The sequence below is a fragment of the Corallococcus sp. AB045 genome, from assembly GCF_003668895.1.
Lineage (GTDB): Bacteria > Myxococcota > Myxococcia > Myxococcales > Myxococcaceae > Corallococcus > Corallococcus coralloides.
This window is the reverse complement of the sequence record NZ_RAWN01000089.1, coordinates 1-14,005: the sequence shown is the minus strand read 5'-3', so window position 1 is coordinate 14,005 and position 14,005 is coordinate 1. Positions and strand designations below refer to the sequence as shown.

Sequence of the window (14,005 nt, the reverse complement as noted above, 5' to 3'; positions counted from 1 at the left end):
TTCAGCGCTTCCCCTTCAGGGTCAGGAGGCTGGTGACGCCGAGCAGCGCCGCCACCACGACGGTCATCTCCCCCACCGTGTCCAGGCCCCGGAAGTCCGTGAGCACCGCGGCCACGACGTTGGGCGAGTGCGCCGCTTCCGCCAGCTGCACCGTGCGCGCGCCCACGCGGTCGGCATGCAGATGGGACAAGGCGCTCCAGCTCAGGAGGAAGGCGCTCGCGCCCGCGACACTGGCCGCCAGGCGGTCGCGTCCGCGTGGGTTCTGGGACTCGTGCTGGGCGCGCGCGAGGCGGCCGCGGGGCAGCAGGGCCAGCAGGCCCGCGAAGAGCAACGTGAAGGTGGTCTCCACCAGCACGGAGGTGAGGGCCACGTCGGGCGCGGCGGCGAAGGCGAACACCATGGCCAGGCTGAAGCCCACGCAGGAGATGAGCAGCACCAGCCGCAAATGGCCCTTCGCGCGCAGCGTGGCCAGCGCGGCGGCGGACGCGAAGGCCAGCGCCATCACCAGCGTGATATCCGCCCAGCCCACGGTGCCCACCTTGAAGCGGTCGCGCAGCGGCGTCACGCCCAGCACCGCCAGGCCCAGGAGACCCGTGGGCACCAGCACGGACGCCACGCGGTCGCGCAGGTCGCGCACCTCCTTCTCGTGCAGCCACGTGGACAGCCGGTCCAGTTGGTGCAGCAGCAGGCGGTAGCCTCGCTCGGCGCCCACGTGGGACGCGCCTTCCAGCACGCGGGAGAGCGCGGGCGTCCACGCGCGGCGGGTGGCGAACAGCGCCGCGCCCAGGACCCAGGCCCCCACGGCGAGCAGGTTCTCCGCGCGCGCGTCCAGGTGATACGCGAGCTCCAGCGTGGAGGGCTCGCCGCGCATCGCCTCCGCGGCGGCGCGGGAGGGCGCGACCAGGAGCCCCGGCAGCACGCCGCCCAGGAGGATGGCCGCGGCGAGCACGACCACGGGGGCCACGAGCAGGCGCGGTGCCGCGGGCACGTCCTGGCGCGGGCCGCCGAAGAGGCCCCACCACAGGCGCAGCGTGTACGCGAGCGTCATGCCCGCGCCCACGAGCCCGGCCGCCATGAACGCGGGGCCCTCTTTCGCGAGCGCGTGGAAGAAGACCTCGTCCTTGAAGAAGCCCACGGTGAGGGGCAGCGCGGCGAGCCCCGCCGCCGCGACGGCGCTGGCGCCCGCGAGCACGGGGAGCGAGTGGCGCAGGCCTCCGACCTCGGACAGCTTCTTCTTCCCGGTGACCTGGGTGACGGCGCCCGCGGTGAGGAACAGGGCGGCCTTGCACGGCGCGTGGGCCGCCACGTAGAGCGGCGCGCCTTCGGAGCCCAGCGCCACCAGCACCAGCGCGTAGCCGTACTGCGCGATGGTGGAGTACGCGAGCACGCGCTTGAACGGATCCGCCACCAGGGCCATCAGGCTGCCCATGCCCATGGACAGGAAGCCGATGGCGAGCAGGCCGTGGCGCACGTCCGTGGCGGGGGCGAACAAGGGATAGAGGCGCTGGAGGAGGAAGACGCCCGCGGCGACCATCGCGGCCGAGTGCAGGTACGAGGACACGGGCGTGGGCGCGGCCATGGCGCGAGGCAGCCAGAAGTGGAACGGCACCTGCGCGCTCTTGCCCAGCGCGCCCACGGCCAGGCACACCAGGGCGCCGGTGGACGCGGGGGACTGCGCGGCGCGCTCGAAGACGAGCGGCAGGGAGAAGGTGCCGTACTGGAGGCCCAGCGTCATGGCGCCCGCGAAGAAGACGACGGAGGTGGCGCCGGTGAGGACCAGGGACAGGAGCGCGGCGGCGCGCGACTCGGGGTCCTCGCGGTCGAAGCCGATGAGCAGGTAGGAGATGATGGTGGTGAGGTCCAGCGCCACGAAGAGCAGCAGCAGGTCATCCACGGTGACGAGCAGCACCATGGCGGCCATGAACGCGAGGAGCAGCCCCTGGAAGCGCACCTCGTCGCGCGCGGGACGGCCTTCTTCATGGAGGTGGTGCGGCATGTACGCGCGCGAGTACAGGACCACGAGCGCGCCGATGCCGAGCGCCATCGCGGCATAGAGGCCGGACAGGCCGTCGCGCGTGAACTCCAGCGACAGGCCCCAGGAGGGGGCCCAGGGGAGCACGAGGCGCGTGGGCGCCTGCGTCGTCCATTCATGGACCAGCGCCCCCATCGCGGCGAGCGCGCCCAGGGCGCCCATCCAGGCCGCGGCGCCCGGACGCCACCGGCCCGCGACATAGGCGAGCGGCGCGCACGCCAGGGCCAGGAGGATGGGCAGGAGGAGGGGCATGGGCGACGAGGCCCACGTTAGGAGTGGCCCGCCGGTGCAGGCACACAACCGTCAGCCCTTCGCGCGGAGCGTCACCCCCAGGTCACTCGTGGAGCCGGAGCCGTGCGCTGGTGGACACAGCTCAGGACAGCAAGCCTTCCAGCACGGTGAACAACCGCTCGCAGTGCGCTGAACGGGCGCGGACGAGCACGGGGTCCACCTTTCCCAACAAATCCGAGCAGTGCTCGATCTTGTGGTACCGGCCCTTCTGCGTCCCCTGGGTTGCCTTGTCCAGGGCGCCTTCGAGGATGGGCTTGGGAATGGCCTCGACGTTGTTCGTCTTGGGAAGGCTCCCGAGCGCGAAGCCCTTTCCGTAGTAACCCTGGAGCGCTTCGGGGTCCGCCATGAGCCATGCCTCGGCGGTCTGGACCATCAGCTGGCAGGAGTCGTCCGAAGCCTTCTCGGGACGCTGCCATGGGTCGCGCGTCGCGAGATGGGCCCAGGGCGGCTTGCTCACCGGGCCTTCTGAATCGACGAGCAGGATGTTGAAGGCGGAAGGGTGATCCTTGAGTGCGTGCCTGAATCCATCAAAAGCGGCATCGCGCGGACCGCACAGGATGAGCTGCCAGCGGACATTTCTTCTCCTCGCGCGCTGGACGATTTCCTCGAAGAACTGACCGAATCCAGCCCTCAGTCGCGCCTTGCCGTAGTTGGTATTTCCGCCTCCTTCAATGTAGAGCCGGATCTCCTTCACCATCGGGTTCCCCCCAACTCGCCCATCCGCCAGACCTCCCCCAGGCTGTACCGCGACAACCACTCCGAAAGCTTTTCCTTCTCCAGGCGCCGCAGCACCGTTCCGCCCTGCTCCTGCTCGCAGACGACGACGGATTCTGGAACCTCGGAGAGCGCGGAGACCAGCGTGTCCGAGTGGGTCGTCACGATGAGCTGCGTGCGCGTGCTCGCTTCGATGAGCAGGCGCCCGATCACCGGCAAGATGTCGGGATGCAATCCGAGTTCCGGCTCCTCGATGCAGACCAGGGGCGGAGGCGTCGGGTGGCACAGCAGAGTGAGCAGGCAGAGATAGCGCAGCGTCCCGTCGGACAGACGCGTCGCTGGGATGGGGGCGCTCAGGCCTTCCTCATGGAAGAACACCTGCACTGTTCCACCAGAGATCCTGACCGAGAGACCCTCCACGCGCGCATAGAGAAGACGAAGGTTCTCCAGCAGGGCCTTCTTCACACCTGGCCGGAACTCGAGGTCGTTGAGTACGAGCCCCAGGTTGCTTGCGTCCTCCAGCAGGAAGTCTCCAGGGAGGTCCGTTCGCTGAGGCAGCCGTGGGGGCGTGTATCTGCCCAGGTTCCACTCCCGGTGCAGGGAGATCCGGCCAAACTGAGCGCCCACATAGGTCAATTCGGGATACGCATCCTCATCCCGCCGCTGAGACAAGATGGATTGGTCTGGGCTCACCTGCTGGACGGCTCTCCACATGCGTCCATCCGCCGATCCGGGCGGGCTCGCCATCGACATACGGGCATTCAGCACGGGAGAGCCCGAATGATATCGGTAGAAATCCGTGGAGGACCGATTCGACTCTTTTGGCCTCTCGTTCTGGATGGCCTCGTTAACAAGGTCCAGCCGCTGGCCTTCTACCGTGAAGGCCAGTTGGTAGCGCAGCGGCATGACCCCTTTCGGGTACTCCAGAACGACGTCCAACTCCGCGACCGGCGCTGACGAACCCGGTCCGCCCTTCCACAACCACTCCGACACGCCCCCGCCCTCACGGATGGGCGCCAGGAGATTGCCAGGAGTCGCCCGGAGAAGTCCCAGCGCCTCGATGAGGTTGGACTTTCCGGACGCATTCGGACCAATCAGGACGTTGAGCGCCTGAAGGGGGAAGGCTTCGGAGTCAGGTCCGAACGAAAGGAGGTTCCGGAGGCGGATGCTGCGCAGCATCCCGCCACTCTACCCGGGACCGGACGGCGCCGGACTCAATCCGACTACAGCGTGTCCAGCAGCTCCCGGCACTCGCGCCGCCAGTGGAGCGCGGTGGCGGGCACGGGGCTCACGCGCACGGAGCCGTCCGTGGGCTCTCGCGACAACAGGCGCACCTCTTCCGGACGCACGTGCTCCAGCAGGTCCGGCGAGTGCGTGGCCAGCACCACCTGCACCGGCTGGCCTCCCGTGGATTCGCCTCGCGTCATGGCGCGCAGCAGCTCCAGCACCTCGCGCACCAGACCCGGGTGCAGGGCGCGCTCCGGCTCGTCCAGCGTGAGCAGCTCCGGCAACGGGCGCTGATAGGGCAGCACCAGGAACGCGAGCAGCCACAGCACCCCGTCCGACACGTAGTCGGGGCCGAACCACACGTCCGGACTCCAGCGGTCTCGGAAGCGCAGCCGGAAGGAGCGGTCCTCCAGGTCGCGCGCCACGTCCACCTCCGACAGCGACGGCACCCGCATGGCCAGCTCCTTGGAGATGACGTCCCGCGTGGACATGGGCAGCGCCGCGAAGACGCTCGCGAGGTTGCCGCCCTTGCGCTCCAGCCATGTCGCCTTCGCGGACGAGCCCCCACCGCGCAGCGCCTCCATGCTCAGCGACAACTGCTGCGTGGAGTGCCCCTGGCCAGGCAGCGTGTCCATCACGCTGAACGGGTACTCCACGCGCGTGCGGTCGCCGTGCGCGTACGTCCATTCGATGGAGAGCGGGCGGGACTCATCCCGCCGCCAGAAGTCCGACGGCTCGTACGCGAGCTGGTGCTGGAGCCCCTCCAGCATGGCGGTCTTCCCCGACGCCGAGGGCCCCACCAGGACGGTCAATGGCTCCAGGGCGAGCTGTACGTGAAGCAGGCACCGGTAGTGCTCGAAGCGGACGGAGGCAATCACAGCCGGAAATCTAACGGCCTCCCCCCAGGGGCCGTCCATGGCTCCAGTCGGACCCATGTCCCTGTGTGGGGCCTTCAGGCCCTCCAGGAGACCAGGCCCGCCGCCATCAACACCCCGCCCACCACCAGGGCCGCGGGCAGGCGCGGCCGGGCAGGGGCTGACTCCGGCGCGTCCTCGCCCCGCCGCAGCGCCTTCTGGAGCACCTGCGCCAGGTGCCGCGGCTTGCGCCCCGTGGCCTGGCGTATCTGCTCCCGGCAGCTGAACCCGTCCGCGATGAGCAGCGTGTCCCTGGACGCCCCCCGCACCTTGGGGAGGATGACCCTCTCGCCGCAGGCCTGCGACACGTCGTACCTGCCGCGCTCGTAGCCGAACGAGCCCGCCATGCCGCAGCAGCCCGAGTCCGGCTTCTCCCAGTCCAACCCCGTGCGGTCCAACCACCTCTGCTCGTCGTGGAACTTCATCACCGCCTGGTGATGGCAGTGCCCCTGCACCAGCGCCTTTCCCTCCAGCCTCGGGACCTCGAAGTCCGGCGCCCGCTTCTGCAACAGCTCGCTCAACACATATGTCTGCGCCGCCAGCCGCTTCGCGTCCTCGTCGTGCGGGAAGAGGTTGAGCAGCTCGTCGCGGAAGACCGCCGCGCAGCTGGGCTCCAGCATCACGAAGGGGATGCCCGCCCTGATTTCCTCGCGGAAGCGCGCCAGCGTGTGCCGCAACAGCGCCTTCGCCGTGTCCAGCATCCCGTAGTCGTAGAGCGGCCGGCCGCAGCAGACGAAGCCCTGGGGCACGTGCACCTCGAAGCCCGCCGCCTCCAGCACCTCCAACGCCGCGGAGGCCGTGTCCGCCTGGAAGAAGTTGTTGAAGGTGTCCGGGAAGAGCACCACCGGGCCTCGCGGTCCCTGCTGCACGCGCCGGCCTCGCACACGCCGCTGGAAGGGCGTCGCGTCGAAGCGGGGAATGTCCCGCGCGGGATGCACACCCGCGACCGCCTTCGCCAGCGCGCGCAGCCCCGGCGCGTGCGTGACGAGGTTCGCCAGCCACGGCATGCGCCCACCCACGCGCGCCCAGAACATCACCAGGCCAAAGGCATACGCCTGCCGGGGACGCAGCCGGCCCCGGTAGTGGTGGCTGAGGAACTCCGCCTTGTACGTGGCCATGTCCACGTTCACCGGGCAGTCGGACTTGCAGCCCTTGCACGCCAGGCACAAATCCAACGCCTCCTTCACGTGCGGGCTCCTCCAGCCCTGCTCCACCACGTCGCCGCGCAGCATCTCGAAGAGCAGGTGCGCGCGGCCACGCGTGGAGTGCATCTCCTCGCGCGTGACCATGTAGCTGGGACACATGGTGCCGCCGTCCGTGCGCCGGCACTTGCCCACGCCCACGCAGCGCGTGGTGGCGCGCGAGAAGCTGCCCTGGTCCTCCGGGAACTGGAAGTGCGTGCGCGGCTCGGCGGGGGCGTAGCGCGGGCCCAGGCGCAGGTTCTCATCCAGCCGGTACGGGTCCACCACCTTGTGCGGGTTCATCCCGCCCTCCGGGTCCCACAGCCGCTTGAACTCTCCGAAGGCGCGCACCAGGTCCTCGCCGAACATCCTCGGCAGCAGCTCCGCGCGGGACTGGCCGTCGCCGTGCTCGCCGGACAGCGAGCCTCCGTGACGCACCACCAGGTCCGCCGCCTCCTCCACGAAGCGGCGGTAGTGGGCGATGCCTTCGCGCGTGCGCAGCTCGAAGCTGATGCGGCAGTGCAGGCAGCCCTGGCCGAAGTGGCCGTAGAGCGAGGCCTCATAGCCGAAGCGGTCCAGCAGCCCTCGGAAGGCTCGCAGGTACAGGCCCATGCGCTCCGGAGGCACCGCCGAGTCCTCCCATCCCGGCCATCCGTCCCGCTCTCCCGGGATGAACGCCGTGGCGCCCAGGCCGGACTCGCGCACCTCCCAGATGAGTTCCTCCTGCGACTTGTCGTCGTAGAGGCGCATGGACGGCGCGTGTCCCCTCGCCACCAGCCGGTCCATCAGCGCGTGTGCCCTCTCGTCCGACTCCGCCTTGGAGTCCCCGCCGAACTCCACCACCAGCCAGCCCTCGCCTTCCGGCAGCAGCGGCAGGTCCTCGACGTGCAGGTGCTTGCGCTTCATCCCGTCGATGAGCTTCGCGTCCATTCCCTCCAGGCCGATGGGCCCCGAGTCCACCACCTCCGGGACGTCGTCCCCGGCGCGGAACACGTCCGGGTAGCCCAGCACCAGCAGGGAGCGGGCCTTCGGCTCCGGCACCAGGTTCAGCGTGGCCTCCAGCACCGTGACGCAGGTGCCCTCGGTGCCCACCAGGGCGCGTGCGACGTGGAAGCCGTTCTCCGGGAGCAGCGCGTCCAGGTTGAAGCCGGACACGCGGCGGGGGATGGGCGGGTATCTGGCGCGGATGCGGTCGGCGTAGCGGTCGCGCAGCGCCTTCATGCCCCGGTAGAGCTCGCCCACGCGGCCGGGCTCGCGCATCAGGCGCGCCAGCTCCGCGTCGGACGTGCGGCCCACGCGCAGGCGCACGCCGTCGTAGGTGAGGACGTCCAGGGACTCGGTGTTGTCCTCCACGCGGCCGGCCATCTGCGCGTGCGCGCCGCAGGAGTTGTTGCCGAGCATCCCGCCCAGCGTGCAGCGGTTGTGGGTGGCGGGGTCCGGGCCGAAGGTGAGGCCGTACCGCTTCACGGCTTCCGTGCGGAGCACATCCAGCACCGTGCCGGGCTGCACGCGGGCGAGCCGCCGCTCGGGGTCGATGTGCAGCACGCGGTCCAGGTACCGGGAGAAGTCCATCACCACGGCCACGTTGCACGTCTGGCCCGCGAGCGCGGTGCCGCCGCCCCGGGACGTCAGCGGCGCGCCGTACTTGCGGCACAGGCGTACCGTCTCCACCACGTCCTCCACGGTGCGGGGACACACCACGCCCAGCGGCACCTGCCGGTAGTTGGATGCGTCCGTGGCGTACAGCGCGCGTCCGCCCGCGTCGAACTGCACGTCGCCTCGCAGCCGGCGGCGCAGCTCGCGCCCCAGGCCCGCCACATCCACGTCCCTGCGCACGCGCGCGGTGGCGGCACGGGGGCGGCGCACGTGGCGCAGGGTGTCCAGGAAGGTCGTTGTCATGTGGAGGTCCCCACGGCGAAGCGGGCGGCGTCCGCCCGTTTGAGCTCCAGCCCGAGTCCGGGCCGGGACAGGTCCGGCGCCATCGCGCCATCCACGGGCGGCGCGACGCCGTCGAAGAGCATCCGTTCCAGCCGCGCGTGGTCGTGGAAGTACTCCACGTGCACCAACCGCCGCGCGGCGCAGGCCACGTGCAGGTGCAGGGCCGGAGCGCAGTGCGCGGAAAGGGGAACGTGGAAGGCCTCCGCCAGCGCGTCCGCCTGGAGGAAGCCGGTGAAGCCCAGACAGCGCGACGCGTCCGCCTGGAGCACGTCCACCGCGCCCGCCTCCAGCATGCGGAGGAAGTACGGGCCGCTGTCGCCGTACTCGCCCGCGGCGATGTCCAGGCCCGAGGGCCCGCCGTCGCGCACGCGGCGCAGGCCGGCCAAGTCGTCACTGGAGACGGGCTCCTCGAACCACGACACGCCGGCCTCGCGGAAGTCCCGCGCCAACGCCAGCGCCTGTTTCACGGTGTACGCGCCATTGGCGTCCACGAAGAGGGCGGGTCCGGGGCCCAGGGCCTCGCGCGCGCCGCGCACGCGGGCGGGGTCGGCGTCCGCATGGGTGCCCACCTTCATCTTCACGCGAGGGATGCCCGCGTCCGCCCAGTCCGTGAGCTGCGTCTGGAGTTGCCGGTCCGTGTAGCTGGTGAAGCCGCCGCTGCCGTAGAGGGGCGCGGCGGCGCGGGCCTGACCGAACAGCCGTGCGAGCGGCACGCCCAGCAGCTTCGCCTTCAGGTCCCAGAGCGCAGTGTCCACGGCGGACAGCGCCCGGGCCGCGAGCCCGCCGGAGCCCATGTTGCGCACCCGGCGCAGCAGGGACGCCATCCGCGCCGGGAGGTCCCAGGCGTCCTCGCTCACGAGCAGCGGGCCGAACGTGTCGCGGATCAACGCGGCGCCAGCCGCGGCTGCGTAGGTGTAGCCCAACCCACGCTGGCCTCCAGCCACGGGCTCCACGAGCAGCAGCGTGGTGGACGTCCAGGCGAAGGTGCCATCGGACTCCGGCTGGTCCGTGGGCACGGTGTACTCGGAGACATCGACCCGCTCGATGGGCGCGGCGCTGTCACGGCGGGTGGACGAGGGCATCGTGTTCCTTCGGGCCCCGAGGGCCTGACGGCTTCACGATGAAGCTAGGCGCTGGGTGCGGGATGGCAGTACGGCGAGGCCTCTCGCATGCACGCTGTCCGGGACATCCACCGGGCGCCCCGTGTGTCCTGCGCGTCTCCGCGATGGGCCGTTCCTAGAATGAAGGAGGAGCCCCGGACCGCTCGCCGGAGGGGCAGATTGGGAGGCGGGGCATGCGCAATCGGAAGAGGACTCGGGTCGCGGACCTCGCGGTGGCGCGGTGGAACCCGGTGCGCGATGTCGTGCTCCCCGGCGCGCTCGCGGGAACGCTGGGCGCCTTCGCGATGGCGGTGCTCGCCTGCGCGTTCTCAGGCGTGCTCCACGGCGAGCCCTGGAGGCCAGCGCTCCTCGTGGCGGGGCTGTTCTTTCGCGACGGCACGGCCCAGGGAGTTGGCGGGGTACTGCTTGGGCTGTTCATCCACTTCAGCATGGCGGGCGGGCTGGCCACGGGCTTCGCGCTCCTGCTGCCACGCCGGGGGACCGCCGTCGCGGCGCTCTGCCTGGGGGTGCTCTACGGCATGGGCCTGTGGACGGTGATGACCCGGCTGATGATTCCGTTCGCGTCGCCACCGCTCTCGCGCGAAGCCCCTACCTCGATGCTGTTCCTCCTGCACCTCGCGTTCGGCGCGGCGCTCGGCACTGTGCCCGCCGCGCGCGACGTCCTCACCCGCCTGGACCGGCTGCGCCGTCAGCTCCAGCGCTTGAAGGCCACCCCAGCCTGACGCTCAAGGCTCCCGAGGCCCCGCGGGCTCCGGTGGCCTCGCGCTCCTCGGGTCCTCCAGCGCTCCCGGCAAAGCCTCCACCGCGAACGGACCCGGCGGAATCGTGGGCCGGAAGCGCGTGTGCGTCTCCAGCACGCACACCGCCAGCAGCACCGCCACGAACACCACCGACGTCACCAGCACCAGCCCGTTGCTCGCGCGCTGTTCGCGCAGGTGCATGTAGAACAGGGCAATCAGCAGCCCCTTCGCTCCCGCGATGAGCAGCGCCACCGGCAGCGACCATGCGCCGTGATGCAACTTGTGCAGCCCGTACGTCAGCGCCGTCAGCAAGAGCAGCACCACGCCCACGACGAGCACGCCGGCCACACCCAGCTGACGCCCCGGCTTCTCCACCGCGTCCTCGGCCACGGGCCCGCTCCTCATGACAGGTACAGGATGGGATAGACGAACAACCAGATGACATCCACCAGGTGCCAGTACATGCCGCCCAGCTCCACCGGCGTCGCGTACGCCGGCCCGAACGTCCCCGACGCGGACCGCACGCCCAGCACCATCAGCACGCTCACGCCCACCGTCACGTGCAGCGCGTGGAGCCCCGTCAGCAGGTAGTACAGCGTGAAGAAGAGGCTCGCCCCCACGCGCGGCACCTCCGTGAACCGGTACGCGTCCCCCGGCAGCCCGCCGTCCTCCACGTGGTGCGCGTACTCCACGCCCTTCACCACCAGGAACATGATCCCCAACAGCGCCGCCACCAGCAGCAACGCGCCGCCCAACCCCGGCCTGTTCTCCCGCACCGCGTGCACCGCGAGCGCCACCACGATGCTGCTCGTCACCAGCAGGAACGTGTTCAGCGTGCCCAGCCCCACCTCCATCTTGAGCTGCGCGGCGCGGAACGCCTCCGGGTACACCGAGCGATACACGCCATAGGCCGTGAACAACCCCGCGAACAGCAACACCTCCGTCGCGATGAAGACCCACATGCCCAGGTACGCCGCCTGCTTGCGCGCGTCCTCGGAACCCCAGTGCTCCGTCACGGCCTCAGGCGGCATGCGGCACCTCCTCCCGCGCGTACTGGTGCGGACCCGTGGGGTACTCGGGCGTGGTGGTGAAGTTGTGCGTGGGCGGCGGAGACGCGCTCCTCCACTCGAAGCCTTCACTTCCCCAGGGGTTGTCTCCCGCGGCCGCGCCGTAGCGGAGGCTCCACGCCAGGTACCCCGCGATGGCCAGGAACCCGAACGCCAGCAGGGACGCGCCCGCCGTGGACGCCACGTGCAGCGACTGGAAGTGCGGCGGATAGTCCGCGTACCGCCGGGGCATCCCCAGGTTCCCCAGGAGGAACTGCGGCACGAACGTGGCGATGAAGCCGAAGATGATCAGCAGCGCCGCGCCGTTGGCCAGCTTCGTGGGGAAGCACCTCCCGAACATCTTCGGGAACCAGTAGTGCAGCGCCGCCAGGAACGCCATCACCGTCGCCCCCACCATGATGAAGTGGAAGTGCGCCACCACCGAGTACGTGTCGTGCCAGTGCAGGTTCAGCGACGTGGTCGAGTACGCCACGCCAATCATCCCCCCGAAGAAGAGGAAGAACATGAACCCCAGCGTGTAGATGAGCGGCGACTCGATGGCGATGGAGCCCCGGTAGAGCGTGCCCAGCCAGGAGAAGATTTTTATCGCCGTGAAGATGGCCACCAGCATCGACATGGCGCCGAACGCGCCGGAGCCGAAGACGGACTGGCCGGACGCGAACATGTGGTGGCCCCAGGTGAAGAACCCCACGAACGCGATGCCCAGCGTGGAGTACACAATCATCCGGTAGCTGAAGGAGTTCTTGCGGCTGAAGGCGGACACCGCCTCGCTGATGACGCCCATGGACGGCAGCACCATGATGTAGACGGCCGGGTGGCTGTAGAACCAGAACAGGTGCTGGAAGAGGATGGGGTCTCCTCCGCGCGCGGGGTCGAAGATGCCCGCGCCCACCACCCGCTCCAGCGCCACCAGCAGCAGCACCATGCCCAGCACCGGCGTGGCCAGCACCTGGATGATGGCCGTGCCGTAGACGGCCCAGACGAACAGCGGCACCTTCATCCACGTGAGGCCCGGCGCGCGCAGCGTGTGCACCGTGGCGATGAAGTTGAGCCCGGTGAGGATGGTGGAGAACCCGATGATGAACACGCCCACCAGCACCGGCAGCACCGCCGTGCCCGTGGTCGTGCTGTAGGGCGTGTAGAAGGTCCAGCCCGTGTCCGCGCCGCCCTCGAACATGCCCCACAGCGCGACGCTTGCGCCCAGCACGTAGAGGTACACGGACGCCAGGTTGAGCCGGGGGAAGGCCACGTCCCGGGCCCCAATCATCAGCGGCACCAGGAAGTTGCCGAAGGCGGACGGGATGGCCGGAATCATGAACAGCCACACCATGGTGACGCCGTGGAGCGTGAACATCCGGTTGTACGCCAGGTGGCCCATGACGGTGCGGCCGGGCGTGAGCAGCTCGATGCGCAGCGCCAGCGCGAACAGGCCGCCCACGAGGAAGAAGAAGAGCGTCAGCGCGAGGAACATCACCCCGATGCGCTTGTGGTCGTGCGTCGTGAGCCACGACCACAGGGTGCGCCCGTCCGACAGGTAGGACTCAGCGGCCGGTGGGGACATAGACGGGCTCCTCGGCCGCGGTGACACCCGGGCGCAGGGGACGCAGGGACTTGATGAACTCCACGAGCGCGCCGGTGTCCTCCGCGCTCAACCGGCGGTGGTAGCCCGGCATCACGGGCGCGTAGCCGGCCACCACCTTCGCCAGGGGGTCCATCATGGACTCGGTGAGGTACGCCTCGTCCGCGAGCACGGTGCCTCCGCCCTCCAGCGGCTCCATCCGGCCGTACAACCCCAGCCACGTGGGACCGATGTGCGGCGCGCCCGTCACCGTGTGGCATTGCAGGCAGCCCTGCGCGGCGGCGACGCGTTCTCCTCGGACGGCCATGGACTCCGGGGCGCGCGCGCCGGGCAGCGCGGCCACGGGGAGGTTGCGGCGCTGCGCGTCCTGCCACGCCTCGAAGTCCCCGGCTGACAGCACCACCACCTCGCCGCGCATCACCGAGTGGTCCAGCCCGCAGTACTCCGCGCACAGCACCAGGTGGCGGCCAGGCTTCGGCGCTTCGAACCAGATGTCGGTGTAGCGGCCGGGCACGGCGTCACGCTTCATGCGGAAGTCCGGCACGTAGAAGGAGTGGATGACGTCGCGCGAAGTGAGCAGCAGCCGCACGGGCCGGCCCGCGGGCACCACCAGCGTGTCGATGGCGCTGGGGCCTCCGGGATAGGTGAACTTCCACATCCACTGCTTGGCGGTGACGTACACGTCCAGCGAGTCCTGGGGCGGGCTCATCACCCAGACGAACTGCCTGAAGCCCAGGACGAACCAGAGCAGGAACAGCGACAGCGGCACGCCGATGAACAACCCCTCCATCCACGGGGCCGCCACCACATGCGGCGTGGCGTCCGACGCCGTGCGCCGGTGGTAGCGCACGAGGAAGAGGATGCCGACGGAGCCAATGCCCACCGCCACCGCGAACGTCGTGAGGAGCAGGACGAAGTGCAGGTGGTCCACCTTCACCGCGAAGGTGGAGCCCTGCTCCGGGAGGAAGAAGAGCCGGCGCAGCAGCTCGTTCATCGCGCGCCCCCTTCCGCTTCGGAGAGCAGCTGCCGCATGGCCGCGTCGATGGGCTGGTGGATGACGCCCGCGTCCATGTCCACCCAGCCGTAACCCTCCAGCCGCTCGCGCTGCCGGGCCTTCAGCGCGTCCGCTCTCCGGTCCAGCGAGAAGGGGGGCTGATCAATCATGCCGACCTGCTGGGTGCTCGGGGGCATGGGGAGGGGG

The 14,005-nt window shown here is 70.1% G+C and carries 11 protein-coding genes and 1 pseudogene; 1 reads left to right on the top strand and 11 read right to left on the bottom strand.

All coding sequences use genetic code 11. From position 1 onward, the window contains the following. Position 1: 1 nt before the first annotated feature. The 6 genes from mbhE to D7Y21_RS21410 form a co-directional block, all read right to left on the bottom strand. Positions 2-2,284: a hydrogen gas-evolving membrane-bound hydrogenase subunit E gene (mbhE, locus tag D7Y21_RS21435; RefSeq protein ID WP_121715393.1), complete on the bottom strand. Its 2,283-nt coding sequence runs from the start codon at positions 2,282-2,284 to the stop codon at positions 2-4. A 121-nt stretch (positions 2,285-2,405) separates the two neighbouring features. Beyond that, complete coding sequence (locus D7Y21_RS21430) at positions 2,406-3,020, bottom strand: DUF4276 family protein (RefSeq protein WP_120564583.1); 615 nt, start codon at positions 3,018-3,020, stop codon at positions 2,406-2,408. Beyond that, positions 3,014-4,216: an AAA family ATPase gene (locus D7Y21_RS21425; protein WP_121715391.1), complete on the bottom strand. Its 1,203-nt coding sequence runs from the start codon at positions 4,214-4,216 to the stop codon at positions 3,014-3,016. The genes D7Y21_RS21430 and D7Y21_RS21425 overlap by 7 nt, the downstream gene beginning before the upstream one ends. A gap of 44 nt (positions 4,217-4,260) precedes the next feature. Beyond that, positions 4,261-5,142, bottom strand: a complete 882-nt coding sequence (locus tag D7Y21_RS21420; RefSeq protein ID WP_120564585.1) for an AAA family ATPase — start codon at positions 5,140-5,142, stop codon at positions 4,261-4,263. Positions 5,143-5,216: 74 nt separating this feature from the next. Further along, positions 5,217-8,258, bottom strand: coding sequence for an FAD-binding and (Fe-S)-binding domain-containing protein (locus D7Y21_RS21415; protein WP_121715389.1), 3,042 nt, complete (start codon positions 8,256-8,258; stop codon positions 5,217-5,219). After that, the gene (locus D7Y21_RS21410; RefSeq protein ID WP_121715387.1) at positions 8,255-9,379 is read right to left on the bottom strand and encodes an enolase C-terminal domain-like protein; all 1,125 of its coding nucleotides are present in this window, start codon (positions 9,377-9,379) and stop codon (positions 8,255-8,257) included. Before D7Y21_RS21410 ends, D7Y21_RS21415 begins: the two co-directional genes overlap by 4 nt. Positions 9,380-9,591: 212 nt before the next feature. Between D7Y21_RS21410 and D7Y21_RS21405 the strand changes: the two genes are divergently transcribed. Continuing rightward, a complete protein-coding gene (locus tag D7Y21_RS21405; RefSeq protein WP_121715385.1) occupies positions 9,592-10,140 on the top strand; it encodes a hypothetical protein in 549 nt (182 codons plus the stop codon). A gap of 3 nt (positions 10,141-10,143) precedes the next feature. On the opposite strand, the gene D7Y21_RS21400 is transcribed toward D7Y21_RS21405, so the two are convergent. From D7Y21_RS21400 to D7Y21_RS41850, 5 genes and pseudogenes are all read right to left on the bottom strand, one after another. Continuing rightward, on the bottom strand, positions 10,144-10,548 hold the full coding sequence (locus D7Y21_RS21400) for a cytochrome C oxidase subunit IV family protein (RefSeq protein WP_233612228.1): 405 nt from the start codon (positions 10,546-10,548) through the stop codon (positions 10,144-10,146). An 11-nt stretch (positions 10,549-10,559) separates the two neighbouring features. Then, positions 10,560-11,189, bottom strand: coding sequence for a cytochrome c oxidase subunit 3 (locus D7Y21_RS21395; RefSeq protein WP_121715381.1), 630 nt, complete (start codon positions 11,187-11,189; stop codon positions 10,560-10,562). Beyond that, a complete protein-coding gene (locus D7Y21_RS21390; RefSeq protein WP_121715379.1) occupies positions 11,179-12,786 on the bottom strand; it encodes a cbb3-type cytochrome c oxidase subunit I in 1,608 nt (535 codons plus the stop codon). Before D7Y21_RS21390 ends, D7Y21_RS21395 begins: the two co-directional genes overlap by 11 nt. After that, positions 12,767-13,798 carry a cytochrome c oxidase subunit II gene (gene coxB / locus D7Y21_RS21385; protein ID WP_121715377.1) on the bottom strand — a complete coding sequence of 344 codons (1,032 nt, stop codon included), beginning with the start codon at positions 13,796-13,798 and terminating at the stop codon, positions 12,767-12,769. Before coxB ends, D7Y21_RS21390 begins: the two co-directional genes overlap by 20 nt. Then, positions 13,795-14,005: pseudogene (locus tag D7Y21_RS41850) on the bottom strand (hypothetical protein); the annotation flags it as partial. The pseudogene D7Y21_RS41850 and the gene coxB, both read right to left, overlap by 4 nt.